Source organism: Pantoea sp. X-Soil-YNGN-844 (assembly GCF_059730595.1).
Genome location: NZ_AP036007.1, coordinates 1512713 through 1538679, shown reverse-complemented (window position 1 = coordinate 1538679; position 25967 = coordinate 1512713). Strand labels below are relative to the sequence as shown.

29 protein-coding genes are annotated in these 25967 nt (G+C 54.7%); 16 read left to right on the top strand and 13 right to left on the bottom strand.

What is annotated here, in order from left to right:
* Nucleotides 1–15 precede the first annotated feature (15 nt).
* From AC6I8C_RS07155 to flgB, 5 genes are read right to left on the bottom strand one after another with little or no spacing between them, the layout of a single operon-like run.
* Complete coding sequence (locus AC6I8C_RS07155; RefSeq protein WP_013357443.1) at nucleotides 16–771, bottom strand: flagellar basal body rod protein FlgF; 756 nt, start codon at nucleotides 769–771, stop codon at nucleotides 16–18.
* Between the two features lie 20 nt (nucleotides 772–791).
* On the bottom strand, nucleotides 792–2048 hold the full coding sequence (gene flgE / locus AC6I8C_RS07150; protein ID WP_260057885.1) for a flagellar hook protein FlgE: 1257 nt from the start codon (nucleotides 2046–2048) through the stop codon (nucleotides 792–794).
* Between the two features lie 26 nt (nucleotides 2049–2074).
* Nucleotides 2075–2749 (bottom strand): flagellar hook assembly protein FlgD, encoded by a 675-nt coding sequence (gene flgD / locus AC6I8C_RS07145; RefSeq protein ID WP_013357441.1) that lies wholly within the window; start codon nucleotides 2747–2749, stop codon nucleotides 2075–2077.
* A gap of 12 nt (nucleotides 2750–2761) precedes the next feature.
* Nucleotides 2762–3166: a flagellar basal body rod protein FlgC gene (flgC, locus tag AC6I8C_RS07140; RefSeq protein WP_013357440.1), complete on the bottom strand. Its 405-nt coding sequence runs from the start codon at nucleotides 3164–3166 to the stop codon at nucleotides 2762–2764.
* A gap of 2 nt (nucleotides 3167–3168) precedes the next feature.
* On the bottom strand, nucleotides 3169–3582 hold the full coding sequence (gene flgB / locus AC6I8C_RS07135; RefSeq protein WP_497822019.1) for a flagellar basal body rod protein FlgB: 414 nt from the start codon (nucleotides 3580–3582) through the stop codon (nucleotides 3169–3171).
* Between the two features lie 154 nt (nucleotides 3583–3736).
* Between flgB and flgA the strand changes: the two genes are divergently transcribed.
* The 3 genes from flgA to flgN all read left to right on the top strand — a co-directional run bounded on the left by flgA (nucleotide 3737) and on the right by flgN (nucleotide 5243).
* Entirely contained in the window at nucleotides 3737–4396 is a 660-nt protein-coding gene (flgA, locus tag AC6I8C_RS07130; RefSeq protein ID WP_497822018.1) for a flagellar basal body P-ring formation chaperone FlgA, read from the top strand.
* 104 nt (nucleotides 4397–4500) lie between these two features.
* Nucleotides 4501–4806, top strand: coding sequence for a flagellar biosynthesis anti-sigma factor FlgM (flgM, locus tag AC6I8C_RS07125; protein WP_497822017.1), 306 nt, complete (start codon nucleotides 4501–4503; stop codon nucleotides 4804–4806).
* Between the two features lie 5 nt (nucleotides 4807–4811).
* Nucleotides 4812–5243 carry a flagellar export chaperone FlgN gene (gene flgN / locus AC6I8C_RS07120; protein ID WP_033732237.1) on the top strand — a complete coding sequence of 144 codons (432 nt, stop codon included), beginning with the start codon at nucleotides 4812–4814 and terminating at the stop codon, nucleotides 5241–5243.
* A 642-nt stretch (nucleotides 5244–5885) separates the two neighbouring features.
* On the opposite strand, the gene murJ is transcribed toward flgN, so the two are convergent.
* The 4 genes from murJ to rimJ all read right to left on the bottom strand — a co-directional run bounded on the left by murJ (nucleotide 5886) and on the right by rimJ (nucleotide 9713).
* Nucleotides 5886–7424, bottom strand: a complete 1539-nt coding sequence (gene murJ, locus AC6I8C_RS07115) for a murein biosynthesis integral membrane protein MurJ (RefSeq protein ID WP_497822016.1) — start codon at nucleotides 7422–7424, stop codon at nucleotides 5886–5888.
* A gap of 121 nt (nucleotides 7425–7545) precedes the next feature.
* Nucleotides 7546–8466: a Gfo/Idh/MocA family protein gene (locus AC6I8C_RS07110; protein WP_497822015.1), complete on the bottom strand. Its 921-nt coding sequence runs from the start codon at nucleotides 8464–8466 to the stop codon at nucleotides 7546–7548.
* Nucleotide 8467: 1 nt separating this feature from the next.
* Nucleotides 8468–9106: a DUF480 domain-containing protein gene (locus tag AC6I8C_RS07105; RefSeq protein WP_147788400.1), complete on the bottom strand. Its 639-nt coding sequence runs from the start codon at nucleotides 9104–9106 to the stop codon at nucleotides 8468–8470.
* Between the two features lie 13 nt (nucleotides 9107–9119).
* Nucleotides 9120–9713 carry a ribosomal protein S5-alanine N-acetyltransferase gene (rimJ, locus tag AC6I8C_RS07100; protein WP_013357432.1) on the bottom strand — a complete coding sequence of 198 codons (594 nt, stop codon included), beginning with the start codon at nucleotides 9711–9713 and terminating at the stop codon, nucleotides 9120–9122.
* 288 nt (nucleotides 9714–10001) lie between these two features.
* Between rimJ and grxB the strand changes: the two genes are divergently transcribed.
* The 9 genes from grxB to AC6I8C_RS07055 all read left to right on the top strand — a co-directional run bounded on the left by grxB (nucleotide 10002) and on the right by AC6I8C_RS07055 (nucleotide 16388).
* Entirely contained in the window at nucleotides 10002–10649 is a 648-nt protein-coding gene (grxB, locus tag AC6I8C_RS07095) for a glutaredoxin 2 (protein ID WP_497822014.1), read from the top strand.
* Between the two features lie 115 nt (nucleotides 10650–10764).
* The gene (locus tag AC6I8C_RS07090; protein WP_013357430.1) at nucleotides 10765–11328 is read left to right on the top strand and encodes a lipoprotein; all 564 of its coding nucleotides are present in this window, start codon (nucleotides 10765–10767) and stop codon (nucleotides 11326–11328) included.
* Between the two features lie 134 nt (nucleotides 11329–11462).
* Nucleotides 11463–12506, top strand: a complete 1044-nt coding sequence (gene pyrC / locus AC6I8C_RS07085; RefSeq protein ID WP_497822013.1) for a dihydroorotase — start codon at nucleotides 11463–11465, stop codon at nucleotides 12504–12506.
* 62 nt (nucleotides 12507–12568) lie between these two features.
* On the top strand, nucleotides 12569–12814 hold the full coding sequence (dinI, locus tag AC6I8C_RS07080) for a DNA damage-inducible protein I (protein WP_003849907.1): 246 nt from the start codon (nucleotides 12569–12571) through the stop codon (nucleotides 12812–12814).
* Between the two features lie 145 nt (nucleotides 12815–12959).
* Nucleotides 12960–13232, top strand: coding sequence for a hypothetical protein (locus AC6I8C_RS07075; protein ID WP_497822012.1), 273 nt, complete (start codon nucleotides 12960–12962; stop codon nucleotides 13230–13232).
* A gap of 246 nt (nucleotides 13233–13478) precedes the next feature.
* Nucleotides 13479–13733, top strand: a complete 255-nt coding sequence (bssS, locus tag AC6I8C_RS07070) for a biofilm formation regulator BssS (protein ID WP_497822011.1) — start codon at nucleotides 13479–13481, stop codon at nucleotides 13731–13733.
* Between the two features lie 94 nt (nucleotides 13734–13827).
* Nucleotides 13828–14940, top strand: coding sequence for an N-methyl-L-tryptophan oxidase (solA, locus tag AC6I8C_RS07065; protein ID WP_497822010.1), 1113 nt, complete (start codon nucleotides 13828–13830; stop codon nucleotides 14938–14940).
* A gap of 295 nt (nucleotides 14941–15235) precedes the next feature.
* Complete coding sequence (locus AC6I8C_RS07060) at nucleotides 15236–15811, top strand: cytochrome b (protein ID WP_497822009.1); 576 nt, start codon at nucleotides 15236–15238, stop codon at nucleotides 15809–15811.
* A 1-nt stretch (nucleotide 15812) separates the two neighbouring features.
* Nucleotides 15813–16388, top strand: a complete 576-nt coding sequence (locus tag AC6I8C_RS07055; RefSeq protein ID WP_497822008.1) for a YceI family protein — start codon at nucleotides 15813–15815, stop codon at nucleotides 16386–16388.
* 39 nt (nucleotides 16389–16427) lie between these two features.
* Here AC6I8C_RS07055 and trhO read toward each other — a convergent pair whose 3' ends face one another.
* Nucleotides 16428–17477 (bottom strand): oxygen-dependent tRNA uridine(34) hydroxylase TrhO, encoded by a 1050-nt coding sequence (gene trhO, locus AC6I8C_RS07050; RefSeq protein WP_110331684.1) that lies wholly within the window; start codon nucleotides 17475–17477, stop codon nucleotides 16428–16430.
* Nucleotides 17478–17730: 253 nt separating this feature from the next.
* Here trhO and AC6I8C_RS07045 point away from each other — a divergent pair, with 253 nt between their 5' ends.
* The 3 genes from AC6I8C_RS07045 to AC6I8C_RS07035 all read left to right on the top strand — a co-directional run bounded on the left by AC6I8C_RS07045 (nucleotide 17731) and on the right by AC6I8C_RS07035 (nucleotide 19993).
* Nucleotides 17731–18654: a Kdo(2)-lipid IV(A) acyltransferase gene (locus AC6I8C_RS07045; RefSeq protein ID WP_150009773.1), complete on the top strand. Its 924-nt coding sequence runs from the start codon at nucleotides 17731–17733 to the stop codon at nucleotides 18652–18654.
* Between the two features lie 540 nt (nucleotides 18655–19194).
* The gene (locus AC6I8C_RS07040) at nucleotides 19195–19461 is read left to right on the top strand and encodes a hypothetical protein (RefSeq protein WP_041457193.1); all 267 of its coding nucleotides are present in this window, start codon (nucleotides 19195–19197) and stop codon (nucleotides 19459–19461) included.
* 130 nt (nucleotides 19462–19591) lie between these two features.
* Nucleotides 19592–19993, top strand: a complete 402-nt coding sequence (locus tag AC6I8C_RS07035; RefSeq protein WP_013357421.1) for a MysB family protein — start codon at nucleotides 19592–19594, stop codon at nucleotides 19991–19993.
* Here the strand turns inward: AC6I8C_RS07035 and AC6I8C_RS07030 are convergent.
* The 3 genes from AC6I8C_RS07030 to AC6I8C_RS07020 all read right to left on the bottom strand — a co-directional run bounded on the left by AC6I8C_RS07030 (nucleotide 19984) and on the right by AC6I8C_RS07020 (nucleotide 24434).
* Nucleotides 19984–20196 carry a YceK/YidQ family lipoprotein gene (locus tag AC6I8C_RS07030; RefSeq protein ID WP_161733850.1) on the bottom strand — a complete coding sequence of 71 codons (213 nt, stop codon included), beginning with the start codon at nucleotides 20194–20196 and terminating at the stop codon, nucleotides 19984–19986. The two genes, AC6I8C_RS07035 and AC6I8C_RS07030, sit on opposite strands and share 10 nt — an antisense overlap.
* Before the next feature lie 157 nt (nucleotides 20197–20353).
* On the bottom strand, nucleotides 20354–22906 hold the full coding sequence (gene mdoH, locus AC6I8C_RS07025; protein WP_033732223.1) for a glucans biosynthesis glucosyltransferase MdoH: 2553 nt from the start codon (nucleotides 22904–22906) through the stop codon (nucleotides 20354–20356).
* On the bottom strand, nucleotides 22899–24434 hold the full coding sequence (locus AC6I8C_RS07020; protein ID WP_179291200.1) for a glucan biosynthesis protein G: 1536 nt from the start codon (nucleotides 24432–24434) through the stop codon (nucleotides 22899–22901). The genes mdoH and AC6I8C_RS07020 overlap by 8 nt, the downstream gene beginning before the upstream one ends.
* A 268-nt stretch (nucleotides 24435–24702) precedes the next feature.
* Between AC6I8C_RS07020 and mdoC the strand changes: the two genes are divergently transcribed.
* Nucleotides 24703–25845, top strand: a complete 1143-nt coding sequence (mdoC, locus tag AC6I8C_RS07015; protein ID WP_497822007.1) for a glucans biosynthesis protein MdoC — start codon at nucleotides 24703–24705, stop codon at nucleotides 25843–25845.
* Nucleotides 25846–25967: the final 122 nt, after the last annotated feature.

Sequence of the window (25967 nt, the reverse complement as noted above, 5' to 3'; positions counted from 1 at the left end):
TGTTATCCTCGCGCCTTAGCTCATGTTCAGGAGCTGATTGGCTTTTTGTTCATTTTCGTCGACGTTGGTGATGACTTTCATCTGCATCTCAAAACGTCGGGCGTTGGCGATCATATCAACCATGGTTTCCACTGGTTTAACGTTGCTGCCTTCCAGCACGCCAGGCATTACCTGCATGGTGGCGTCAGCCTGCAGCGCAGCACCACGGGTCGCCTGCGTCGACGCAGTAGGACGGAACATGCCGTCATCACTGCGCTGCAGCTCCTGCCCGGTTGCTCTGACCAGCTTCAGCTTGCCCAGCTGAACCGTGGCGTTCGGCGAATCACCGGCGTTCAGCCCGGTGATGGAGCCGTCTGCCGCAATGGTGATTTCCGTACCCTGCGGGATCACAATCGGACCGCCATCGCCCATCACAGGATTGCCCTGAACCGTCAGCGTACCGGTCGGACTGATTTGCATATTGCCGTTGCGGGTATAGGCTTCGCTGCCGTCAGCGGTACGCACCGCCAGCCAGCCATCCTGCTGCACCGCCACATCGAGCGGACGCTCGGTGTAATCCATCGCGCCCTGACTCATGTCGGCGCCGGGTGTAGAGGCGGCGACCAGCGTACGGGTCGGCAGCGACCAGCCACTCACCGGCACCGCGCGCAGCGCATTCAGCTGTGCACGAAAACCCGGTGTTGAGGCGTTGGCGAGGTTGCTGGCGGTCACCGCCTGCTGATCCAGCGTCTGGCTGGCCGCGCCCATCGCGGTATATATCGCGTGATCCATATGGCAATCCTGTTAGCGAATTAACGTAAGTTAACCAGCGTGTTGAGAATCTGGTCCTGAGTTTTGATGGTCTGGGCATTCGCCTGATAGTTACGCTGCGCGACGATCATGTTCACCAGCTCTTTACTCATGTCGACGTTGGACGATTCCAGTGCGCCCGCCGTCAGTGAGCCGAAGGTGCCGGTATTGGCCAGACCAATAGCTGCCTGGCCGGATGCGCTTGATGCAGACCAGACGTTGTCGCCCTGTGACTGCAGACCTTCCGGGTTAGAGAAGCTTGCCAGCACAATCTGACCCAGCAGCTGGGTTTTCTGGTTTGAATAGGTACCGGTAATGGTGCCGTCATCATTAATCGCGTAGCTGGTCAGATCGCCTGGCGCATAGCCATCCTGCGTCGGGCTGCCAAAGGTGGTAGTACCGGTGTTCTGCTGCAGGCTGCCCAGCATGCTCAGGTTGATCGGCTGATTGGCGACCGCGCCATTGGCGCCGCCCACGTTCAGCGTCAGGCCGACGGTGCCATCCGTGGTGGTGCTCACAACGGCACCGGTGGCATCCAGCTTAGAGACGCTGGTCAGCTTACCGCTGGTGTCAAACGCCATTCTGAAGTCACCCGCTGAGGTGCCGGTGTTGCCATCAATGGTGTGGACGGTCCAGCTGTTGCTGGTGGTGTCTTTCACGAAATACATGTCGAGCGCATGGTCATTACCCTGCGAATCGAACACGGTAGCGGTGGTTTTCTTGTTGTAGCTGTCTGCGTTCGCCGTCGAGAAAGTGGTCACCGTTGGCGTGGTATCCGTTGAGTTCAGGTTGGCAACCAGACCGGCGGTGGTGGTCGCGCGGGCTGACATCTGCGTGGTAGGAATAGTCAGCGCCACCGGGTTCGCACCCGCCTGGATGGTGGCCGGTGAACCGCTGGCCGGATAGCCGGTCACGTTCAGACCCTGGGTGTTCACCAGGTTACGGTTGGCATCCAGCGTTAACTGGCCGTTACGTGAATAGAAGACGCCGCCGCTGCTGTCGGTCATACGGAAGAAACCGTTGCCGCTCAGCGCAACGTCCAGGCCACGGCTGGTGGTGGTGGTCGCGCCATCGTTAAAGTTCTGGATCACCGCAGCGACTTTGGTACCGAGACCGACGTTAGAACCGGCAAACATATCGGCAAACGCGATGGTGCTGGATTTAAAGCCCGCTGTCGCGGAGTTAGCAATGTTGTTACCGATGACATCAAGGTTACTTGAAGCAGCACCAAGGCCGCTGACCGCTTGGGAAAATGACATGTGTTTGTTTCCTGTCTACAGGTTAATCAGAGAATCTGACGTACGTCGTCAAGGGTGGCGGAGCCCATGGTGCCGAGATCCAGTTTTGTGGTGTTGTTCGCAGTACTCACCCCATTGACGTAGGCGTAGTTAAGCGGTTGTGCCACCAGTTGTGTGTTGCCATTGCTTGCGGCAATCGCAACGCTGTATTTACCATCCGGTGCGACAGAGCCATCAGTCAGCTTGCCATCCCACGAGAAGGTGTGGACGCCAGCGCTCAGCGCGCCCAGATCGACGGTGTCGATCACCGTGCCATTGGCATCTTTAATGGTGGCGGATGCGCCGGTAGAGGCGGAAGCCAGCTCCACGCCAAATGGCGTTGTGGTGCCGTTGCCTACCAGAATCTGTCCGCCATTAACCATCACGCCATGCCCAATCAGCGTGGAGCTCTGCAGCGACTGACTGGTGCTGATCTGACCGGAGATCGATCCCAGTGTTGTATTCAGTTTTTCAATGCCGCTCAGGGTATTGATCTGTGCCAGCTGCGTGGTGAGCTGGCTGTTATCCATTGGATTGGTTGGATCCTGGTTCTTTAACTGCGTCACCAGCATGGTCAGGAACTGATTCTGCAGATCCTGCGCGTTGTTGCCGGTGCCACTGGTGCTGGATGAGCTAAGGACCGTGGGGTCCAGCTTTTCATTAACGCCTACCGCGATAGCCATAATTTTTCTCCGTTATTGCCCGATCGTCAGGGTTTTCATCATCATCGACTTCACGGTGTTGAGCACCTCAACGTTGGCCTGGTAGCTGCGTGACGCCGACATGGTGTTGACGCTTTCAGAAACCACATCCACGTTCGGCATCTTCACGTAGCCTTTGGCATCGGCCATCGGGTTGCCCGGGTCATAGACCAGCTTCGCAGGTGTCGGATCGTCCACGACGCGTGCCACTTTCACACCGCCGGTCGCAGAACCCGGTGCCGCATCGGTCTGGAAGACCACCTGCTTTGCCACGTAAGGCTTGCCATCGGGGCCGGTGACGCTGTCGGCGTTTGCCAGGTTACTGGCACTGACGTTTAATCGCTGTGATTGCGCGGTCATCGCTGAGCCGGCAATGTCAAAAATATTCAGCAAGGCCATAATTATTGCCCTTGTAACACGCTCATCATGCCTTTGATCTGGCTACTGATGAGGGTGAGGTCGGTTTGATATTTCAGGCTGTTATCCGCGAACTGCGTACGCTCACGGTCCATATCTACGGTATTGCCGTCGGCAGAAGGCTGATCGGGAATGCGATAAAGCATATCCATCGATGGCGCTCCGTTTGTCTGTGCTTCAATGTGGCGAGCTGACGTGACTTTTAACGCCATGCTGTTGCCTTCCGCACGACCATTGGACATCACCCGACTCAGCTCGCTGGCAAAGTCGATATCCCGGGCCTGATAACCAGGGGTATCGGCGTTGGCAATATTTGACGCCAGGATCTCCTGACGTTGAGCACGCAGGTTGAGGGCCTCCGTTCCAAATTTCAGCGCCGCATCCAGTTTGTCGAGCATGTTTCCTCCGCGTATGAGAATTTCGAGCTCGCAGCTTAATTTGAAAAAGCAAGCCGTCATCGTCTGAATAACGCCTTAAATGACCGCTATTTTGACAATTGAGGATTTTTCTTAACGGGTACACTCGTCGCCATCATCAGTGAGGAACTGCACAATGCGTCGATATCTGACTCTGCTGACCAGCCTGCTGGTCGTGCTCGCCCTGCCAGCTTCTGCCGGGGATCTCAATGCACAACTGAATCAATTTTTTAAAGCGCGTGACGCTCAGCATGCTGAAGGCATGGTGGTAGTGGTGCGCACGCCGAAAGAGCAATGGCCAGCCTGTGAGACGCCTAAGTTCACCCTGCCAGGCAATAGCCGGTTATGGGGCAACATGAGCGTGGCAGCAAACTGCGATGAGAATCGCCGTTATATCCAGGTACAGGTTCAGGTCACCGGGTCTTATCTGGTGGCGACCCGGCTGCTGAGCCAGGGCAGCAGCGTCAGCGAAAGTGATTTCACGCTGCAGACCGGCCGCCTTGATACCCTGCCTGCCCGCGCCCTGCTGAATGCGGACGCAGTCGCAGACGCCGTAGTGCTGCGTGATATCCAGCCAGGACAGCCGATTAATCCCTCCACGCTGCGTCAGCCATGGCGTGTTAAGGCGGGTCAGAATGTGATGGTGATTGCCAGCGGCGACGGCTTTGACGCCAGCGGTGAAGGCAAGGCGCTGAACAACGCCGCCCGCTCGCAGTCGGTTCGGGTGAGGATGGGAAATGGCCAGATTGTCAGCGGTAAGGTGCGCGAGGATGGGAATATTCTTATAACGCTGTAAAGTGTTAAAGAAGCCCGCAGTGCTGCCGATAGAAGAATCAACAAAGCGATAACGCTATTATGATTCAGGTGGCAGACTTCCCCTGACCGTACAGGAGCCCGAATATGAGCATTGACAGAACGCAACCTTTGAAACCCGCCAGCACCGTACAAAGCCGCGACAGCAGTGAGTCTGGCAGCAGCAAAGTGCGTCAGAGTGCCAGCCCGGTAGCAACCACGACCCCCGCTGCAGCCCAGGTCAGCCTGAGCAGCGCGCAGTCGCAGCTGATGCAGCCGAGCAGCAAAGATATTAACGTCGAGCGCGTTGAACAACTGAAAACCGCCATTCGTAATGGCGAACTGAAGATGGATACCGGCAAAATCGCCGATGCGCTGATTGCCGACACTAAGGCGTATTTAGAGGGTAATTAATTCCCATGAGTAATTTGCAGACCACATTAGATAAGATGCAGGACGTGCTGGCGTCGCTTTCAGCGGTGCTGGAAGAAGAGCAGCAGCAACTGGCAGCGGGCAGCATTAACAGCAACCTGTTGCAGCGCATCACCGAAGATAAAAGTGCGCTGCTCAGTACGCTGAACTATCTGGATGAGATGCGCCGCACCGCTGAACAGAGTCAGGCGACATCGGCACCTTATCGTGGTCAGAACGACATGGCGCGCCGCTGGGACAGCATTCAGCAGCATACCCGTCGTCTGCAGGACGCCAATGTTCATAATGGCATGCTGCTGCAGCACCAGATTCGCTACACCGAAAATGCACTTGAAGTGCTGAAGCCGCATCAGACCCAGGCCTTTTATGGCCCGGATGGGATGGGTAAAGGTCAGGCAACGTTAAGTCGAAAAGCCTGAGCCGCTAAGTAGCGAAAAAAATCCCGCCTGGTGCGTAATGCTTGTCAGTTAAGATTAGATTTGTAAAGGCTGCCACGGTCAAACGTGGCAGCTTTTTTTATGGGCGAGGGAGCCGCAGTGCGGGCCAGCGCACCTCTGCTGCTGCCGGGCCGTCCTCGCGCCGCTCACGCGGTACCTTCGGCTTTGACGTCGTGCCGACGAACCGTTCGGGGATCGGCCCTCCCTGGCCGGCCCCGACCTGTCCACGCTTCCCGGCGTGGACTTCTGGCCCGCCGTCACGCCTCAGCGCTGCGGATAGCCCTTTCAGCAGCAGAGGCGCTCAGGCCTTCACTCTCGTGCCCTTTTTAACAATACGCACCAGAAGCTTCAGAGCAGGCAGGGGCCGGGCAGGGGCAGGCAATCCGCAGCGCTGAACAGAATGAGTCTGCCAGGAGAGCCCGCAGGACGCGGGCGAAAGGCGGGGCGGCACAGGATGTGCCATCCCCGGCGGTCCGTCAGGCAGGCGAATGAAGTGAAGGAACCGCGCAGCGGCGCGAGGACCGCCAGCCCCTGCCCGGCCCCAGTCTGCGTTATCACCTGTCGCTTAACTGACTGGCATTACGCCTGGTGCGGGATTTTTTATTGTCTGCTTTACGCTCAGTCTTACACAGCGGTGCGCCGTGCATAGTCGCGCAGCCGGAAGCCCAGCACTGCCAGCGCCAGGAAATAAGCGCCGCCGCCGACAGCACAAACCGCCGCCAGACGCAGCAGTCGCCACAGCATGGAGCCCTGTTCCCAGGCCGGCATCCACTGCAGCATGGCAAACAGCGCGCCGGCCATCACCACCACAGCGATCAGCAGGCGGAGCAGGAAGCTGCTCCAGCCAGGCTGCGGCATAAAGATATTCTTCTTACGCAGCTGCCAGTAGAGCAGCGACGCATTCAGACAGGCCGCCAGACCAATCGACAGTGACAGACCGGCATGTTTCAGCGGGCCAATAAACGCCAGGTTCATGAGCTGCGTCATGATCAGCGTGATAATCGCGATTTTCACCGGCGTTTTGATGTCCTGACGGGAATAGAAGCCCGGCGCCAGCACCTTAACCACAATCAGGCCCATCAGTCCCACGGAGTAGGCGATCAGCGCACGCTGCGTCATCAATGCATCAAAGGCGGTGAACTTACCGTACTGGAACAGCGCCACGGTCAGCGGACCGGAGAGCATGCCCAGCGCCACGGCACTCGGCAGCGCCAGCAGGAAGCAGAGGCGCAGGCCCCAGTCCATCAGTCGGGAATATTCATCATGGTTGCCGCTGGCAAAACTTTTAGCCAGCGACGGCAGCAGAATAGTGCCCAGCGCCACGCCCAGCACACCCGAAGGAAACTCCATCAGGCGATCCGCGTAGTACATCCAGGAGACCGAACCCGAAACCAGAAACGAGGCGAAGATGGTGTTGATGATCAGCGAGATCTGACTGACGGAAACGCCCAGAATGGCCGGTCCCATCTGACGCATCACTCGCCACACGCCCGCGTCGCGCAGATTAAGACGCGGCAGCACCAGCATTCCCAGCTTTTTCAGGTGAGGAAGCTGATAGCCGAGCTGCAGCACGCCGCCCGCGACTACCGCCCACGCCAGCGCCATTACCGGTGGATGAAAGTGCGGCGCAGCAAACAGCGCAAAACCAATCATGCTGACATTCAGCAGGGTTGGCGCAAACGCCGGCACCGAGAAGCGGTTCCAGGTGTTCAGCACCGCCCCCGCCAGCGAGGCCAGCGAAATCAGCATAATGTAGGGGAACGTCACCCGCAGCAGCGAGCTGGTCAGGGCAAACTTATCGGCACTGTCGGCAAAGCCGGGAGCCGTGACCATGATGACCCAGGGCGCAGCGATCATCCCCGCCACCGTGACCAGCGCCAGTGCCAGCGTCAGCAGGCCTGAGACGTACGCCAGGAACAGTTTCGTCGCCTCTTCACCCTGCTTGCTTTTATATTCAGCCAGAATCGGCACGAACGCCTGAGAAAATGCGCCTTCAGCGAAAATACGGCGCAGCAGATTGGGCAGTTTAAACGCAACAAAGAAGGCATCGGTCGCCATTCCGGCACCAAACACCCGCGCCACGATGGCATCACGGGCAAAGCCCAGTACGCGGGAAAACAGGGTCATAGAACTGACCGCTGCCAGCGATTTCAACAAATTCATAATTGACGGCGCATCCTGAAAAGAATCGGCAAAAAAGGAGAATTAGCGCGGGCACCCGAGGATGCCCGGCGACAGTCTACTGCCACGGAGGGAAATGACCAGCACGGAGTGTTACAAGGCGTTATTCCTGCGTCGCCTCACGCCACAGTTTTTCCACCACACGCTGCGCCATCAGCGCCTGCTCACCGCTGGTTTCAGGCTTCGTCTGATTTTGTACGCAGTCAATAAAATGGCGTGCTGCACCGCTGAAGCCGCGCTGCGTCAGATGGCTCTGCCAGGCGGGCGGCGGGGTGATTAGCAGGCCATCACTGCGCTCTTCCTGCCAGTCGCGCATCTCGCTGATGTCGATGCACTTACCGTCACACACTGCGCTGACCCGCTCGCGCTGACTGCCTGCGCGCCGGTGCATACTGGTGGTGATCGCCAGGCCTTCAACAGCGAAATGGTGTTCGGCATAGAGCATCTGCCCCTGTTCATTGGTATCAATGCGTCCGTGAACCTGGCGAACAGGCTTGCCGCCCAGCCAGAGCGCGGTGTCCACCACATGCAGGTAGTCATCAAGCAGAGTAAAGCGAAGATCCCGTGGCCCGACGCTGTCGCTGCGGTGCTTTTCAATCCGCAGAGAGGCGGCATCAGCCATCTCCGTCTGCAACTGCTGATAGCGCGGAGCGAAGCGGCGGTTAAATGCCACCATCAGTTTACGCTGACGTTTTTCTGCCAGCGCCACCAGCGCTTCAGCCTGCTCCAGGGTTTCAGCCAGCGGCTTGTCGACGCAGACATCTTTTCCTGCCAGCAGCAGCGCCCTGACCACTTCATAGTGGGTGGCGGTGCTGCTGTGGACAAACACCGCGTCGCAGGCTGCGGCTAATTCATTCAGTGATCCAAAGCACTGCATGCGATAGCTGTCACAGATCGGGCGGGCTTTGGCCTGATTCGGGGAAAACGCCCCCACCAGCGTCCAGTCTGTCGCGGCCGACAGCACCGGCAGCCAGGCTTTCTGTGCGATACCGCCCAATCCCACCACGCCAATACGTAATGTCATCTCAGCTCTCCGGTTGCAGCAATTGGGTGAGTTGTGCCTGAAGTGCTGCAACCTGTTGTTCCAGCGTAGTGACGCGCGCCGCCAGATCGCCCTGCTCCTCCGGCGCGTCGGCAGCCTGATGCGCGTCATCTTCATCGCCCAGCAGATGCATAAAGCGGCTTTCACGCTTGCCTGGCTCACGCGCCAGGCGGATGACCTGTGCACTGTCTTCGCGCTGCATCAAGCCTTCCAGCGTCTGCTCAACGTCGCCGACATCACTGAACTCGTGCAGACGACCGCTGCGGGTACGTAGTTCGCCTGGCGTCTGCGGCCCGCGCAACAGCAGCAGGGTGAGAAGAGCGACTTCCGCACTATTGAGTTTCAGTGTACCAAACGCGGAATTACAGAAACGCTGCTCATATTTCACCACCCGCTGTCCGGCGGCGCTGCTGCCGGTGACCAGATGACGCTTTTCAAGCTGATCGAGCTGATTCTGTACCTCGCTTTCACTCAGCTCCATCACCGGCTCGCGATTCGATTTCTGATTACAGGCCACCACTACGCCATTCAGTGACAGCGGATACTGCTCTGGCGTGGTGACCTGCTTCTCCAGCAGGCAGCCCAGCACGCGCAACGCCTGCGCGGATAAAGCCATCTTCATGCTCGCGTCCTCATTATTGTCCACGCCGGTCAGGCGTCCATTCCCGCAGGGTTAAGGCTGTCAGCACGTGATCCTGCCAGCGTCCGTCGATCAGCAGATAATCTTTCGCGTAACCCTCTTTTTCAAAACCGAGTCGCGCCAGCAGATCGCCGCTGCGCTGGTTGTGCGGCATGTAATTCGCCATGATGCGGTGAATATGCTGCTGGCGCTGCATATAGCGGATAGCCGACTGCAAGGCTTCAAACATCAGCCCCTGCCCCTGCCACTTTTCACCCAGTGAATAGCCAAGATAACAGGCGTGAAAAGAACCGCGCAGCACGTTGCTGAAGTTCGCCACGCCCCGCACTTCGGTTTCATCGCTGTCCATTAAAATGAAATAGAAGGCCGACCCCTGCTTATGCATGTCGGAAATCAGCCCGAGGCGCGCCTGCCAGCCCGACGGGTAGCAGTGGCTGTCATCGCGCACCGGCTCCCACGGTTTTAAAAACAGGCGGTTTTCCGAATAGTAATCTGCCATTCGCCAGGCATCACGTTCGTGAACCAGACGGACCACCAGTCGATCGGTGGTTAATCGCACCCTGGGCGCGGCAGAACGATAGCCAAACATCCTGACTCCTGAAATCAATGGCTGTGAGTGATAGCCGTCATTACCCGGCTTTCACTATAACCGCCGCCTGGGCTGCGGTAAAACGTTACAGCGGTTTAGCTTTAAAGAGGTTGATTTTGCTCTGTTATCACAGCGATGACCCGTCGGTTCGCCCGGCTACAGCCACCAATCCTGGCTGGCAGGTTTGCCCTGCAGGGTAATCTCTTCCATACTTTTTGAGCGCCCGAAAACAGGATGAATTGATTCACTCTGTTAAACACTAAACCTGTAAAAATCCGGGAGATCAGGATGAAACTCTATATCTATGACCACTGTCCTTTCTGCGTTAAGGCGCGAATGATTTTCGGTCTGAAGAATAAGCCGGTTGAGCTGGGGGTGATGCTCAACGACGATGAAGAGACGCCAAAACGACTGATCGGGCAGAAAATGGCACCGATTCTGCAAAAGCAGGATGGCAGCGCAATGCCTGAGAGCATGGAGATCGTGCATTATGTCGATCAGCAGGATGGCGCGCCGCTGATCACCGGCGCGCTGAACCCGGCGATTGGCGACTGGCTGCGCCACATGAACAGCTATGTCAATAAACTGCTGCTGCCGCGCATTGCCGAAGCGGCCTTTGCCGAGTTCGCGACGCCTGAGGCGCGTGACTATTTCCGCAGCAAAAAGCAGGCGAGCCTCGGTGATTTTGAAACGCTGAAGAGTCACTCGGCCGGGCTGATTAAGAATGTGAGTGAGGATCTGCGCAAGCTTGACAAACTCATCGTTCAGCCCAATGCGGTAAACGGCGAGCTGTCGGAAGATGATTTTAATCTCTTCCCGCTACTCCGCTCTCTGACGCTGGTCGCCGGTATCGACTGGCCGAGCCGGGTGGCGGACTACCGCGATAACATGGCGAAACAGACCCAGATTAATCTGCTCTCTTCGATAGCGCATTAGTCCCGCCCTGATGAGAGACGCTGCGGCGTTTCTCATCCCTTTCCTGATGACACCCGGCACGCATTCAGGCAGGCTATGGCCTGTTTACTGGCTTTGATATTCAGGATAAAGATCGATGAAAAAGGCTTTTTTCGGGCTGACTGCCCTGTTGATGGCGCTGCTGGTCAGCGGCTGTAATCAACTGACGCAATACACCATCAGCGAACAGGAAGTAAACCAGGCGCTGCAGAAGCACAACAACTACGAGAAAGATATTGGCGTTTCCGGGCTGGTTAACGCACACATCGTGCTGAACAACCTGACCAGTCAGATTGGTCGCGAAGAACCGGGTAAAGTGACGCTCTCCGGTAACGCAAAAATCAACGTCACCTCACTATTTGGCCCGCAGCAGGCCGACATGCAGCTGAAAATGCGTGCTCAGCCGGTTTATGATCAGCAGCAGGGCGCCATTTATCTGCGCGATCTGGAGATTGTCGATGCGCAGGTTGCGCCGGAAAAAATGGCCTCCATCATGAAGACGCTGACGCCTTACCTGAATCAGTCGCTGAAAAGCTATTTTGATCAAAAACCCGCCTATGTGCTCAGCGCTGACCGCAGCAAAGGCGAGTCGCTGGCGAAGAAGTTTGCCAAAGGACTGGAAGTGAAGCCTGGCGAACTGGTCATTCCCTTTACGCAGTAGTCCCGATTTCCGCGCCATCCGGCGCGGATTTTCTCTGGCGGCATAAAAAGCAGGTGCAAACGGTTGCCTGAATCCTTATGCTTAGACCCCGGCCAAAACACGCCTTTTGTTTCCTTTCTGCCGGAGCTTCACTGATGACAGCACAACCTCAGCAACTTACCCTGCGTCGCCCTGACGACTGGCATATTCATCTGCGTGATGATGAGATGCTTAAAACGGTCCTGCCCTATACCAGCGCGGTGAATGGTCGTGCCATTGTGATGCCAAACCTGGTGCCGCCGGTAACCAGCGTGGCGGCCGGTGAAGCGTACCGCGATCGCATTCTGGCGGCACTGCCCGCCAATCACGCCTTTACGCCGCTGATGACCTGCTACCTGACCGACTCGCTGGATCCTGATGAGCTTGAGCGCGGTTTCACCGCCGGTCTGTTCACCGCGGCGAAGCTCTATCCGGCGCATGCTACCACCAACTCCAGTCATGGCGTGACCAATATCGCGTCGATTGCCCGCGTGCTGGATCGGATGCAGACGCTCGGTATGCCACTGCTGATCCATGGTGAAGTCACTGATGCCCATATCGACATCTTTGACCGCGAAGCCCGCTTTATTGAAACCGTGATGGTGCCGCTACGCAGCCAGTTTCCGGCACTGAAAGTGGTGATGGAGCACATTACGACGCAGGACGCCGCTGAATATGTTGCCGATGCCGGTGAAACACTGGGCGCAACCATTACCCCGCAGCATCTGATGTTTAACCGCAACCACATGCTGGTGGGCGGTATTCGCCCGCACCTCTACTGTCTGCCAATCCTTAAGCGCAACGTGCATCAGGAAGCGCTGCGTAAAGTGGTGGCAAGCGGGAATCCACGCTTCTTCCTTGGCACCGATACCGCGCCGCATCTGCGTCATCTTAAAGAGGCCAGCTGCGGCTGTGCGGGCGTTTTTAATGCGCCGACGTCGTTGCCCGCCTACGCCACCGTTTTTGAAGAGCTGAATGCGCTGGAACATTTTGAAGCGTTCTGTTCTGAAAATGGCCCGCGTTTTTACGGTCTGCCACTGAATGAGGGGACGATCACGCTGGTGCGTGAGCCGTGGCAGGTGCCGGAGTCAATTGCGCTCGGCAGCCACTCACTGGTGCCGTTCCTGGCCGGTGAAACGCTGAACTGGCGCATCGCATAATTTTACTTGCCTCCGGACCATCAATACTGTAAATATATACAGCATCTTAACCGGAGGCTATTATGCGCGTTGAAATTACCGTATCCAATACCCGACCTCTTCCTGCTGGCGCGATAGAAGCGTTAAGCGATGAATTATCGCGCCGCATCGACGAACAGTTCCCTGACTCGACCAATCACGTCAAGGTACGATACGCCAGTGCTAACAATCTCAGCGTGCTGGGCGGTGGAAAAGAGACGCGCGACCAGATCAGCGAAATCCTGCAGCAGACGTGGGAAAGCGCTGACGACTGGTTCATTACTGATTAACCGCCACTGTGCTTTTTTTCCGGGTGTCGCCACCCGGTTTTTTTATCTTTTCTCCCCTCTCGCACTTCCCCCTCTCTGCATCTAGACTCTTAATGATCAATGCCCTATCCTTGCGCTCGTCACGCATAACAGGAGGTGCGACACCATGACTACTGATAAACCGGAAGAGGCGATGACCTTTGGTGAGTTGTTAGCACTGATTGGTGATCAGCAGCGTCGTTTAACGGTGCTGGAAAATGCCTTTTCCAGTCTGATTTTCTGTCTTGACGATCGTGCCAGTCAGTTGCTGGTGCACAATCTGTCGCTGGAAGCCCAAAATCAAAACCATGATGAGCAGCTTCAGCAGCACTTTGCCCGTCTGGCAGAAACACTGCAAAAACGTGGCGGCGGCATCGCGCCGGAAACCCCGGCACTTTAAGCTCGTTCACGCGGCTTAACCCGCTTTTTGCATGCCCATTGAACAGTGATAAAAATGCCTGCCCGTCAGGCATTTTATTTTTCAACGCCCTCCTTTCAAACGCAAATATTCTGTGAGAAGCTGGCTCACGGCATTTTTTAAACAGTGATACCCAGGTTTACTGTTATAATTGTTTCGCTATCGGAATAAAAAAGCCGCATTGAACCTCATCATGCACTTCGTTTAACGAGTAATAAGGAGGTTATAATGGACAGAAGAAAAGACGTTATCCAGACCCATCCGCTGGTGGGCTGGGACATCAGTACCGTTGATAGCTATGATGCCATGATGATCCGCCTGCACTCGCTGTCGTCGCAGGATCAAAAAGAAGAAGAAGCGGATGTTGGCCCAACCTACTGGCTGACAACGGATGTGGCAAGGCAGTTTATCACGATCCTCGAAGCAGGCATCGCCAAGATAGAATCAGCCGAGCAACCAGAACGACTCCTCAATAAGCATTAATTTCTGCCGCATCAAAGAGGCGCCCTCAGGGGTGCCTTTTTCGTTTCTGTTTCTGGTATGCTTTTGATTATGTGACTCTTAGAGTGTCGTTATCATGATTTATGATCTTATCGTCGTCGGCAGCGGCTCAGTGGGCGCGGCGGCTGGCTACTATGCTACCCAGGCGGGTTTATCGGTATTAATGATCGACAGCGGTCATCCTCCTCACAATCAGGGAACGCATCATGGCGAGAGCCGGCTGATTCGTCACGCCTATGGTGAAGGCGAACGTTATGTCCCGCTGGTTCTGCGGGCGCAGACGCTGTGGGATGAGCTGGAACAGCGCGCCGATGAGCGCATCATGCATCGCAGCGGCGTACTTAACCTTGCACCCAATCATTCCCCCTTTATCCGCAACGTTATCGACAGCGCGAGCCGTTGGCAGCTCAATATCGAGGTGATGCAGCCCGATGACGTGCGTAAGCGCTGGCCGCAAATCAACGTGCCAGAGGGTTATCTGGGCGTCTTTGAGCCGCAGTCCGGCTTTCTGAAATGTGAACAGGCGGTTCGGAGCTGGATCCAGCTGGCAGAACACGCGGGCTGTGCGCAACTGTTTAACTGCCCGGTCTCAGAGATTGGTCGTGATGGCGACCTGCAGCAGGTCACCACCCTGGATGGCATCTACCGGGGCCGCAAAATGCTGATAAGCGCTGGCACCTGGGTCGGCAAATTAATTCCTGGCCTGCCGGTCGCCCCTACCCGCAAGGTATTTGCCTGGTATCAGGCAGATGGCCGCTACAGCGAGAATAATAAGTTTCCCGGCTTCACGGTTGAGATGGCAGATGGCAGCCAGTTTTATGGCTTTCCGGCGGATAATAACGCACTGAAGGTAGGTCGCCATGATGGCGGTCAGCTGATGCAGCAGCCTGAAGATCGTAAACCTTTTGGCGCGGTAGCGGCGGACGGCAGTGAGGCTTTTGGTTTTCTCCGTCAGTTTTTACCTGGCGTCGGCGTCTGTCTGCATGGCGAAGCCTGCAGCTACGATTTCAGCCCGGACGAAGACTTTATTATTGATACCCTGCCGGGTGAACCTGACCGCCTGTTAATCACCGGACTTAGCGGACATGGTTTTAAATTTGCCAGCGTGTTAGGTGAGCTTGCTGCGGAATTCGCACAGCAAAAACCGTTCTCCTTTGATTTGTCCCCCTTCCGCCTCTCGCGTTTCTGACTCTGATAACGGGTGGCATCAGTCTGATGCTGCCCTGTTGACATAACCTGACGAAAACTGAATCTTACTGACATAACGTTGATTTATATTTCGCCCATATCGTTAATTACCGTTATTCAACGTTGACGACTAACCCGCCAGAAATATCTCATTCAGTAATACTGGTCATTTCACTGCTGTTTTATTCAACCTTTTCATCCCGGAAATTGAAATTTATAGAAGCGTAAGGTCGATTGCTTTTATATTTCATAATGTGGATGCTTATTTCAGATTATTTCTTCATGAAACCCACTTTATGTTATTACGCAATACACCTCATCAGTTTGGACTGGTTGCTGTGCTACTGCACTGGTCAATGGCGCTGGCGATTTATGCTATGTTTGCACTGGGACTCTGGATGGTTGGTCTCGGCTATTACGACAGCTGGTATCACGACGCGCCGGAAATCCATAAAAGTATTGGCGTCATCCTGTTGCTGACGCTGATCATTCGCCTGCTGTGGCGCGTTATTTCCCCGCCGCCAAAGCCGCTGAGCAGCTATTCCCCGCTGGTGCGCATCAGTTCGGTAGTGGCGCACCTGCTCCTTTATACCCTGCTGCTGGCCATTCTGATCAGTGGCTATCTGATCTCCACCGCCGATGGCAAGCCCATCTCCGTATTTAACTGGTTTACGCTGCCCGCACTGTTCAGCGGCGCAGGCGAACAGGCAGACCTGGCAGGCGACATTCATCTCTGGCTGGCCTGGACGGTTGTGGTCCTGTCGGTACTGCATGGTCTGGCTGCGCTAAAGCATCACGTTATCGATCGCGATATCACCCTAAAACGGATGTCAGGTTTACGTCTCCCCTTACCCTCTGAAAAGGATAAATAATATGTTTAAGAAGACCCTGCTGGCGATGACCGGTGCCAGCCTGCTGCTCGGCTCAATGACTGCCAATGCCGCGGACTATAAGATTGATAAAGATGGCCAGCACGCCTTTATTCAGTTCCGCATTCAGCATCTGGGTTACAGCTGGCTCTACGGCACCTTCAAAGATTTTGACGGCAGCTTCACCTTCGATGAGAAGAACCCGGCCGCAGATAAAGTTGACGTGACCATTAACACCAGCAGTGTCGATACCAATCACGCAGAGCGTGACAAGCACCTGCGTAGCGCTGACTTCCTGAACAGCAGCAAAAACCCGCAGGCAACATTCAAATCCACAGCAGTGAAAAAAGAGGGTAACGAGCTGAAGATTACCGGCGATCTCACGCTGAATGGTGTGACTAAACCGGTGACGCTGGAGGCGAAAATGCTGGGTGAAGGCAAAGATCCGTGGGGCGGCTACCGCGCAGGCTTTGAAGCCGAAGGCGAAATTACACTGAAAGATTTTAATATTACCAAAGATCTGGGGCCAGCTTCGCAGAAGGTTGAGCTGATGATCTCGGTTGAAGGTGTGCGCCAGTAAAACAGCAAGCCGCCTGAAGCTGACTTCAGGCGGCCACGCTTATTTCTTCACTGGCGACGGAATAGTCATGTTTAACAGGCCACGCGACTTGTTAAAGATCTTGTTACCATTCTCACGTCCCGCCCGGCGAGCGCGCTGCTCCTCCGGTGAGAGTTTTGCTTCTTCCTGACAGATCGGGCTACAGCAGTTCTCAAACTTCTCTGCGCAGCTTTTGCACTGGATAAACAGCAGATGACAGCCGTCATTCACGCAATTGACATGGGTATCACAGGGTTCGCCGCACTGATGACAGTTCGACAGCACGTCGTCAGAGATCCGCTCACCCATCCGCTCGTCAAACACAAAGTTTTTGCCTTTGAAGCGAACCGGTAATCCCTGTTCACGGGCGCGTCGGGCATACTCAATGATACCGCCTTCAATATGGTAAACATCCTCGAAGCCGTTATGCCGCATCCAGGCGCTCGCCTTTTCACAGCGGATCCCGCCGGTGCAGTACATGACGATCTTTTTGTCTTTCTGATCCTGCAACATATCAACCGCCATCGGCAGCTGATCGCGGAAGGTATCAGCAGGTACTTCCAGTGCATTATCGAAGCGACCCACTTCATATTCGTAGTGGTTACGCATGTCAACGAACAGGGCGTCAGGATCGTCCAGCATGGCGTTAACTTCTGCCGCTTTCAGATACTGACCCACGTCGCTGGCATCAAAGCTGTCGTCTTCAATACCGTCCGCCACAATGCGGTCGCGCACTTTCAGACGCAACACCCAGAACGATTTCCCATCATCATCCAGGGCAATATTCATGCGCAGGTTGTTGAGCGCCGGGTCAAAGCCATACAGCCACGCTTTCATCTTTTCATACTGGCTGGCGGGCACGCTGATCTGCGCATTAATGCCTTCATGCGCGACATAGACGCGACCAAAGACTTTGAGTGACGTCAGGCCAAGGTAGAGCGCATCGCGGAAGGCTTTAGGGTCGGCAATCTGGAAATATTTATAAAAAGAGACAGTGGTGCGCGGCTCAGTTTCAGCCAGCATGCGCGCCTTCAGCTCTTTATTGGAAACGAGGTTATGTAACACTGGCATGGTGTTCTTTCCTGTTATCAATAGGAGAAATTTAGCGGGCACATGATACCTGATTTCACCGGGATGCAAAGACCAGTCTCGGAATCAGGCGCGGGTTGCTGTTTTTTCCGGCACTATCTGGCTATTTAACAGCAGCCTGCAGTAGTCCGTTCTGTCGGTGATATTTATACGCACGATAAAAACTGGCACAATGGCGTAAATCAATGAGATATCAGCACTGCATGGTGCGCGACGCAGGAAAATTAATCTTCACATGACTCAGTTGCCTCAGTTTTCACGAGAACTGCTTCACCCGCGCTATTGGCTGACCTGGCTGGGTGTCGCTTCTCTTTATCTTTTGGTGCTACTTCCTTATCCCCTACTTTATGTGCTCGGCTGCAATATTGGTCGTATTGGGATGCGTTTTATGACGCGACGCGTCAGTATCGCCCGACGTAATCTGGAATTAACATTTCCGGATATGCCGGTTAACGAACGCGAAGCGATGGTTAAGCACAATTTTGAATCAGTCGGTATGGGATTGATTGAGACCGGTATGGCGTGGTTCTGGCCAGACTGGCGCATCAACAAATGGCATAAGCCTTCGGGTCTGGAGCATATCCAGCAGGCGCGAGATAGTCAGCGTGGCGTGCTGCTCATCGGCATGCACTTTCTGACGCTGGAGATTGGTGCACGCATGTTTGGCATCCATAATCCTGGCATTGGTGTCTATCGCCCCAATGACAATAAACTGATCGACTGGCTGCAGGTAAAAGGCCGGATGCGGTCAAATAAAAGCATGATCGACCGGAAAGATCTTAAAGGCATGATCCGCGCACTGAAGCACGGTGACATCATCTGGTACGCACCCGATCATGATTATGGCCCGCGTAGCAGCGTCTTTGTGCCCTTTTTCGCTGTAGAAAAAGCAGCCACGACGGTGGGCACTCATCTGCTGATCCGCACCGGTAAACCGGCGGTTATCCCCTTTGTACCGCGTCGTCTGCCCGACGGCCGTGGTTATGAACTGATGATACTACCTGACATCAGCGCCGAATTTACGCTGGAAAGCGATGAAGTGACCGCCGCCAGGATGAATAAAGTGGTCGAAGAGGGCGTCCTGTTGGCTCCCGAACAGTACATGTGGCTCCACCGCCGCTTTAAAACACGCCCTGAAGGTGAGCCTTCACGTTATTAATCAGTTCGCGCTAAATGTCCGCCTGGCATTTAGCGCGTTTCTGACCCGACATCCTGCTAAATAAATGATTCACTCAGCACAGAAGACTCCTTTCAGCCATATTTCAGGGCCAGCGATAAGTATGGGACTATAACCGGAATATAATTTCTTTCTGATTACCGTTAAAGTCGCTAACCAATTAATTCACCGCAAAGCGCTGCACGCTCACTTTAGCTTTTTATTAATTAATATTGCAGCGATTTCTTTTTAATTTTATCTGGCGCTATTTATTCCGCATGCCAGGCCTAATCCTATTTAGCCGACCTTAATGATATCTCTGCGCTTATGGATCAATAAAAATTAACTGATTTTACAATCGATTACCCAGTTAATCTGGCTTATATTCCATTTTGTATTTTTTTAACGCACTGATAGATTGTTATGGAATTTGAAGTCGTTTGTGCTTATCGGTAGTTTCGTTTGTAACAGTCAGACCTTTAATAGACCTGGCTAAAACTATAAAAAAGACAATACACAGCAACCTCTAACGGGACAGATTATATGAACAAAGGTCTCTACTATTACGTTACTATCAGCACCGATCAGGACAATTATCACTTTCTGCATCGAAAGGGGTGTAAACGCCTGCCAGATAAAGACGAGCTGATATTTATCGGCACATTATATAATCTGAGTCAGGCACTTTCGATCGCCAGAATTAATTTTAAGAAAGTGAAGCCCTGTATAAAATGTTGTATCCGCTATTCCGCACCGGTGATTCATGAGTCCGTTCAACCCGTCCTGCACTTTCCGCAAAAGATGATCTGACCCTGGCTGGCGGGAAATGGCTTATTTCCCGCCAGTTGCACCGCCCTGCCCTTTCCCTCCCTCAGATTTCGTCTATCCTTCACTGAAATCAAAACAATCCGTAGTTAATAAACCCGTAAGGAGAAGAGCGATGAGCATGTACAGTACGTTAGAGGAAGCGATTGATGCTGCACGTGAGGAGTTTCTCGCTAACAACCCTGAAGTGGATGAAGAAGAAGCCTCAATCGGTCAGTTTGGTCTGCAGAAATATGTGATGCAGGACGGCGATATCATGTGGCAGGCTGAGTTCCTGGCGGATGAAGGTGATGCGGGTGAATGTCTGCCTTTCCGCAGCGGTGAAGGCGCACAGGCTATTTTTGATGCTGACTTTGATGAAGTGGAGCTGCGTCAGGAGTGGCTGGCGGAAAATACGCTGCATGAGTGGGATGATGGCGAATTCCAGCTGGAGCCGCCGCTTGACACCGAAGAGGGTGAAGCAGCGGCACAAGAGTGGGAGGATGATAACAGCGACTCCGATCGCAGTTATTCGTAAGGACCGTGACTGGCATCCACCGGTAATAACAGGGTGTCCATCACCAGGGACAGCGGCAGATCAAGGATGGTCAGTACCCGCCACCCGCTGTCACGCACATCCCACTGCACGCCAGGATAATATTGATTACCGTGCCCCTGTCCGGGTACGGTACGGCTGATAATACTGCCGCATCCGCTTAAACAGAGCACAGCCGCAACGATAACGCCTGTCTTTAATAACCCTTTCACCACTGATATCCGCCCAGAACAGCCGTTGAAGTCGTCACGCGCTACCTGCGGTAACGCCCAGCACTCAATTTATCATCCTGACGCTGTTTTAATCCGATAAAAAAAGCGGCATTGCTGCCGCTTTTTCAGATTACGCGTTTTTTGCCAGCGCGTGAGGGTTGAGCGTGAGTTTCTGATAACTCTCTACCCACTGATGATACTTGTCCGCGTTTTCCCACAGTCGGGTGTGAACACGGGCCAGCACTACCGGATCGCTGATCAACTGCAGACGCTGTTCACGACCCAGTTTATCCGGAGCATCGCTCAGCGCCTGATCCACACGGCGGTCACGCGCATAGTCCAGTAACTGACTCTGCCTGTGGCGCGATGTCGCCAGTGCCGTTGCCAGCGCGTTGAAGGCGGGATGGAACAGGGCATGCATAAAGCCATTTTCCAACGCGCGCTCACGATTCAGCAGCACATAGCGATCGGTATCGACCAGCTCCTGCGGCGGCGAGTACTCTTCCGGGATCAGGAACAGCTTCGCTCGCTTGCTCTTAAGGCCTAATGTTGCGCGGCTCGACATCACCGAAACAAACGGCGACAGGATCAGTGAGAACACAATCGGAGCCAGCCACCACAGGAAGTTAAGATCCAGCAGTCCCATACCAATTGCCCACACCAGACCCAATGCCATCTGCGAACCGTGACGTTTAAACGCCTCGCTCCATGGAGTGGCATCGTCATCACGCTGCGGTGAGTTCCAGACGACTTCCCAGCCGAGGAAAGCACTGACGACGAACACCGTATGGAACAGCATGCGCACCGGTGCCAGCAGCACCGAGAACAGCGTTTCCAGCACCAGTGATGCCAGCAGGCGCAGCGGACCACCATAGGCCTTCGATCCTTTAAACCAGATCAACACCACACTCAGCATCTTCGGCAGGAACAGCAGCACCATCGTGGTTGAGAACAACGCTATCGCCAGCTCAGGACGCCACTGCGGCCAGACCGGGAACAGCTGTCTGGGTTGCAGGAAGTAGGTCGGCTCCATCAGCGTATGCACCACCTGTAAGGCAGTGGAGAGCGCCAGGAACATGAACCACAACGGAGCCGACAGATAGGACATGACACCGGTCAGGAATACCGCACGGTGAACCGGGTGCATCCCTTTTACCAGGAACAGGCGGAAGTTCATCAGGTTACCATGACACCAGCGGCGGTCACGCTTCAGCTCATCCAGCAGGTTCGGTGGCAGCTCTTCATAAGAGCCCGGCAGGTCATAAGCAATCCAGACGCCCCAGCCTGCACGACGCATCAGCGCGGCTTCAACGAAGTCATGCGACATGATCGAACCGGCAAAGGAGCCTTCACCCGGTAATGGGGCCAGCGCACAGTGCTCAATAAAGGGTTTCACGCGGATAATGGCGTTATGGCCCCAGTAGTGAGACTCGCCCAGCTGCCAGAAGTGCAGACCGGCAGTAAACAACGGACCGTAGACGCGGGTAGCGAACTGCTGACAGCGCGCATAGAGCGTATCCATACCTGAGGCTTTCGGCGACGACTGGATGATACCGGCATTCGGATTCGCATCCATCATGCGCACCAGACCGGTCAGACACTCACCGCTCATGACGCTATCGGCATCCAGTACGACCATGTAGCTGTAGTTGCTACCCCAGCGACGGCAGAAGTCATCGATGTTACCGCTTTTACGCTTCACGCGACGACGACGGCGGCGATAGAAGATCTTGCCCGCCCCGCCAACATCCCGCACCAGTTCCATCCAGGCTTTCTGCTCGGCAATGGCGATATCCGCATCGTAACTGTCGCTGAGAATGTAGACGTCGAAATGTTCAGCGTTACCGGTGCGAACCACGGACTCCCAGGTTGCACGCAGACCGGCGTAGACACGTTCAACGTCTTCATTACAGATCGGCATAATCAGCGCGGTACGATGCGCCGGATTCAGCGGCTCATCTCCGACCGTTGAATACGAGATACTGTATTTGTCACGGCCAATTAACAGTTGCAGGAAGCCCATCAGGGCGGTCCAGAAACCGGCTGAAACCCAGCAGAACAGGATAGCGAACAGGAACAGGATGCCGGTCTGCAACACATAGGGCAGGATCTGCATCACCGACTGCTGCCAGTTCTGATTGATCATCTCCATCGGGTCCAGCAGCGTCCAGCCCTGATAGGGCAGAATGCTCTTCATGTACCAGGTGGCGACCACGGTCTGGAAAATGGTCAGGATCAGCAGGATGTAGCGGCGAATCGAACCGACATGACGCCACTTCTCTTCGGCACGCTGCTCTTCCGCATTGGCATAACGCGGCACCGATTTGTGTCCACGCAGTGAGTCCCAGGCACGGGCAACCGGGTTGGTACGCCAGGCTTCCGGAAACATCAGTGAGCGTTTGACCTTCGGCATCGCTTTCAGCGTGGTGCGGTCGAGATAATCTTTACCTAACTGCTGGCCGTCGGCCAGCGAATCGGGCCAGGCCATTTCTACCCGCGATGAGACCGATTTTAACGGCGCATCGTCGGGACGATCACTGGCTGCGACATCCCTGCCCAGCGCATCATGGATGAAGTGGAACTCGCCGGCATTCTGCAATGAGACGCTCAGGCGGGCCTTCCCTGCCGCATCCAGCGGCAGAGATTCCACATAACGTTGAGGTGTAAAAGTGGATTTATTCATTGGCAGGTAACTGATAGCTCCAGGTTTCCGTCAATGTCTTGTCGCCGCTTACCAGGGCCGCACGCATTTCGGTGGACTGCTTGGTATCTTTCACACGCAGACGCAACACCAGACGCCAGCCTTTGGTGACCGGGTTATAACGTACGCTCTGCTCAACCACATCGGCATTTTTGCCGACGCTGACCTGCGGCGCCACCTGGCTGTTTTCCGCCATCTTGCTCATGTCTTTACCCACGAAGTCGATGGTGAAAGCCACGGTGCCATCCGGCTGACGCACGAGATTAGACTGCTTCACGTCACCCGCTGAACGGAGGGTATTTTTGACCCAAGCCGTATCATCGGAGTGCAGCTGATTTTCGTCGCGCGAGAAGTGCAGACGATATTTGAAGTTCATCTCTTTGCCAGGCTCTGGCAGCGTCTCCGGCGTCCAGAACGCAACGATGTTGTCGTTGGTTTCGTCTGCCGTCGGGATTTCAACCAGTTCAACCCGGCCTTTACCCCAGTCGCCGATCGGCTCAACCCAGCCGCTTGGACGCAGGTCATAGCGGTCATCAAGATCCTGATAGTTGTTAAAGTCACGCCCGCGCTGCAGCAGACCAAAACCTTTTGGATTTTCGATGGTGTAAGTGCTCACCGCCAGATGACGCGGGTTATTCAGCGGACGCCAAATCCACTCCCCGTTGCCATTGTGGATGGAGAGACCGTCCGAGTCGTGCAGTGCCGGACGGAAGTTGTTCACCGTGGATGGCTGATTCTGACCAAACAGGAACATACTGGTCAGCGGCGCAATACCCAGTTTGCCGACGTTATCACGCAGGTAAACTTTTGACTGCACATCAACGGTTGATGCCTCCCCCGGATGCAGCACAAAGCGATACGCACCCGCCGCGCGCGGCGAATCGAGCAGTGCATAAATCACCAGCTGTTTGTCCTGTGGTTTAGGACGCTGAATCCAGAACTCTTTGAAACGCGGGAACTCTTCACCGGACGGCAGCGCCGTATCGATGGCGAGTCCTCGCGCCGACAGGCCATAAACCTGACCGGCACCGATCACCCGGAAGTAGCTGGCACCCAGGAAGCTGGCGATCTCATCGTTTTTCCCCTTGTTGTTCAGGGGATAAAGCACTTTGAAACCGGCAAAACCGAGGTTTTTCACCGCATCCGCGTCATGTTTTACATTACCGAAATTAAAATAATCGGGGTTGTATTTAATCTCGCGCACCGCGCTGGCGGTCACTTCGTTAATCTGCACCGGGGTATCGAAGTACATGCCCTGATGATAGAACTCCAGCTTGAATGGCGTGCGCAGTTTGCCCCAATACGCTTTATCGTGGTTAAACTGGATCTGCTGATAATCAGCAAATTTCATTTCACGAAATTGAGAGGGTAAATTGCTTTTGGGCGCTTCGAAGCTTTTCCCTGCCAACGCTTTGGCTTGTTTTGCAACATCATCGATATTAAACGCCCAACTGTTATTAGCGTACAACGCCAGCAGAACCGCAGTACCAATCCAGCGTACCTTCATCAGTCCGGCTTTATTTTTTTCTTTAGTCAGCACATCCCCCCCTTTCGTGTGCTTAAATCAAACCCGTTTATCTTAAAGGATTATTCGGTTTTCCGACAGCTTATGCGCAACATTGTTCCCGCATTTCGTCAGGCTTAACGCTACTTTTAGGACAATTAGACACTACGGATTCCACTGATAGTATACCCGGTTTATCCCAGGTAGAATTTTGCCCGAGCATAATCCGGTTTCAGGGTGAAACTGGCCAAACGTACTAACGAACTGGAACTTTATGAGTACTGTAAAACCTGAACGTGAATACTTCCTCGACTCCATCCGCGCGTATCTGATGTTACTGGGGGTGCCGTTTCACGTTTCCCTCATCTACTCAGCACAGAAATGGGCAGTAAACAGCCAGGAGGCCTCGTTATGGCTGACGCTGCTGAATGATTTTATTCATGCGTTTCGTATGCAGGTCTTTTTTGTCATCTCGGGCTATTTCTCCTACATGCTGTATCTGCGCTATCAGCCACGCCGTTTCCTGAAGGTGCGACTGGAACGCGTGGGGATACCCCTTCTCACCGCCGTTCCGCTGCTCACGCTGCCGCAATTTTTCATGCTGAAAGCGTGGACAGATAAACTGGCTGACTGGCCGCGTTTCACGCCCTATCAGAAGTTTAATAATCTGATGTGGGAGCTGATTTCACACTTATGGTTCCTGGTGGTGCTGGTGATGCTGACCACGCTGGGCATGGTGACGTTCCGCTGGTTGCGCGATCAGCATCGCACCATTGATTACACGCGGGTTGGCTGGGGTGCACTGACCGCTGGCATGCTGGCGTGGGCGCTGGTGTGGTGCGTGTTCCGCCGTCTGGTGTTTCTGTTCCAGCCCGCCTGGCTGATGGATGGCCTGTTCAGCATTGTTGTGATGCAGACACTTTTCTATCTGCCGTTCTTTATGCTGGGCGCGCTGGCGTGGAAACATCCGCCGCTGAAAGCGCTGTTTGTGCGGTTTAATCCGGTGATGTGGATTGGCGCGGTGTTGATGTTTGTCGCTTACTGTACCAATCAGCGTCTGAGCAGCGGCGATGGCTGGTTATATGAGCTGGATGCGATCATCACGACGCTGATGGGCCTCTGCATGCTGAACGTCTGCTTCTGCTTTGGTCACAAACTGCTGAACGCGCATTCGCCGGGCATCATGTATCTGGTCAATGCATCGCTGTTTATCTACCTGGTGCATCATCCGCTGACGCTGCTGTATGGCATTTATGTCACGCCGCGCATCGAAAACAACACGCTGGGCTTCTTCGTTGGCCTGCTAATGGTCTTTGGCATTGCGTTTCTGCTGTATGAGATTCACCTGCGCATCCCGCTGCTACGGTTCCTGTTCTCAGGGAAGTTTGAGCGTAAACAGGTCGGACAAGGGCATTGATGGTGTTGCCTGAATACAGTTAACAACTCAAAGCGATGGGACTACCCCCTCATCGCCTTGAGTCCAGCGAGCAGGCTCAGGGAGCCAGTGCCCTCCGCAAAGACGCAAAAGATGCCATCCAT

Excerpts from the sequence above, each read along its gene's own strand:
- AC6I8C_RS07075 (WP_497822012.1), top strand. The coding sequence starts at position 12,960 with ATGACTACTGATAAACCGGAAGAGGCGATGACCTTTGGTGAGTTGTTA.
- AC6I8C_RS07105 (WP_147788400.1), bottom strand. The coding sequence starts at position 9,106 with ATGAAGATGGCTTTATCCGCGCAGGCGTTGCGCGTGCTGGGCTGCCTG.
- flgC (WP_013357440.1), bottom strand. The coding sequence starts at position 3,166 with ATGGCCTTGCTGAATATTTTTGACATTGCCGGCTCAGCGATGACCGCG.
- AC6I8C_RS07040 (WP_041457193.1), top strand. The coding sequence starts at position 19,195 with ATGAACAAAGGTCTCTACTATTACGTTACTATCAGCACCGATCAGGAC.
- flgA (WP_497822018.1), top strand. The coding sequence starts at position 3,737 with ATGCGTCGATATCTGACTCTGCTGACCAGCCTGCTGGTCGTGCTCGCC.
- dinI (WP_003849907.1), top strand. The coding sequence starts at position 12,569 with ATGCGCGTTGAAATTACCGTATCCAATACCCGACCTCTTCCTGCTGGC.
- trhO (WP_110331684.1), bottom strand. The coding sequence starts at position 17,477 with ATGCCAGTGTTACATAACCTCGTTTCCAATAAAGAGCTGAAGGCGCGC.
- rimJ (WP_013357432.1), bottom strand. The coding sequence starts at position 9,713 with ATGTTTGGCTATCGTTCTGCCGCGCCCAGGGTGCGATTAACCACCGAT.
- AC6I8C_RS07035 (WP_013357421.1), top strand. The coding sequence starts at position 19,592 with ATGAGCATGTACAGTACGTTAGAGGAAGCGATTGATGCTGCACGTGAG.
- flgN (WP_033732237.1), top strand. The coding sequence starts at position 4,812 with ATGAGTAATTTGCAGACCACATTAGATAAGATGCAGGACGTGCTGGCG.
- AC6I8C_RS07060 (WP_497822009.1), top strand. The coding sequence starts at position 15,236 with ATGTTATTACGCAATACACCTCATCAGTTTGGACTGGTTGCTGTGCTA.
- AC6I8C_RS07110 (WP_497822015.1), bottom strand. The coding sequence starts at position 8,466 with ATGACATTACGTATTGGCGTGGTGGGATTGGGCGGTATCGCACAGAAA.
- AC6I8C_RS07055 (WP_497822008.1), top strand. The coding sequence starts at position 15,813 with ATGTTTAAGAAGACCCTGCTGGCGATGACCGGTGCCAGCCTGCTGCTC.
- flgM (WP_497822017.1), top strand. The coding sequence starts at position 4,501 with ATGAGCATTGACAGAACGCAACCTTTGAAACCCGCCAGCACCGTACAA.
- flgE (WP_260057885.1), bottom strand. The coding sequence starts at position 2,048 with ATGTCATTTTCCCAAGCGGTCAGCGGCCTTGGTGCTGCTTCAAGTAAC.
- AC6I8C_RS07155 (WP_013357443.1), bottom strand. The coding sequence starts at position 771 with ATGGATCACGCGATATATACCGCGATGGGCGCGGCCAGCCAGACGCTG.
- flgD (WP_013357441.1), bottom strand. The coding sequence starts at position 2,749 with ATGGCTATCGCGGTAGGCGTTAATGAAAAGCTGGACCCCACGGTCCTT.
- flgB (WP_497822019.1), bottom strand. The coding sequence starts at position 3,582 with ATGCTCGACAAACTGGATGCGGCGCTGAAATTTGGAACGGAGGCCCTC.
- murJ (WP_497822016.1), bottom strand. The coding sequence starts at position 7,424 with ATGAATTTGTTGAAATCGCTGGCAGCGGTCAGTTCTATGACCCTGTTT.
- AC6I8C_RS07090 (WP_013357430.1), top strand. The coding sequence starts at position 10,765 with ATGAAAAAGGCTTTTTTCGGGCTGACTGCCCTGTTGATGGCGCTGCTG.
- pyrC (WP_497822013.1), top strand. The coding sequence starts at position 11,463 with ATGACAGCACAACCTCAGCAACTTACCCTGCGTCGCCCTGACGACTGG.
- mdoH (WP_033732223.1), bottom strand. The coding sequence starts at position 22,906 with ATGAATAAATCCACTTTTACACCTCAACGTTATGTGGAATCTCTGCCG.
- mdoC (WP_497822007.1), top strand. The coding sequence starts at position 24,703 with ATGAGTACTGTAAAACCTGAACGTGAATACTTCCTCGACTCCATCCGC.
- bssS (WP_497822011.1), top strand. The coding sequence starts at position 13,479 with ATGGACAGAAGAAAAGACGTTATCCAGACCCATCCGCTGGTGGGCTGG.
- grxB (WP_497822014.1), top strand. The coding sequence starts at position 10,002 with ATGAAACTCTATATCTATGACCACTGTCCTTTCTGCGTTAAGGCGCGA.
- solA (WP_497822010.1), top strand. The coding sequence starts at position 13,828 with ATGATTTATGATCTTATCGTCGTCGGCAGCGGCTCAGTGGGCGCGGCG.
- AC6I8C_RS07045 (WP_150009773.1), top strand. The coding sequence starts at position 17,731 with ATGACTCAGTTGCCTCAGTTTTCACGAGAACTGCTTCACCCGCGCTAT.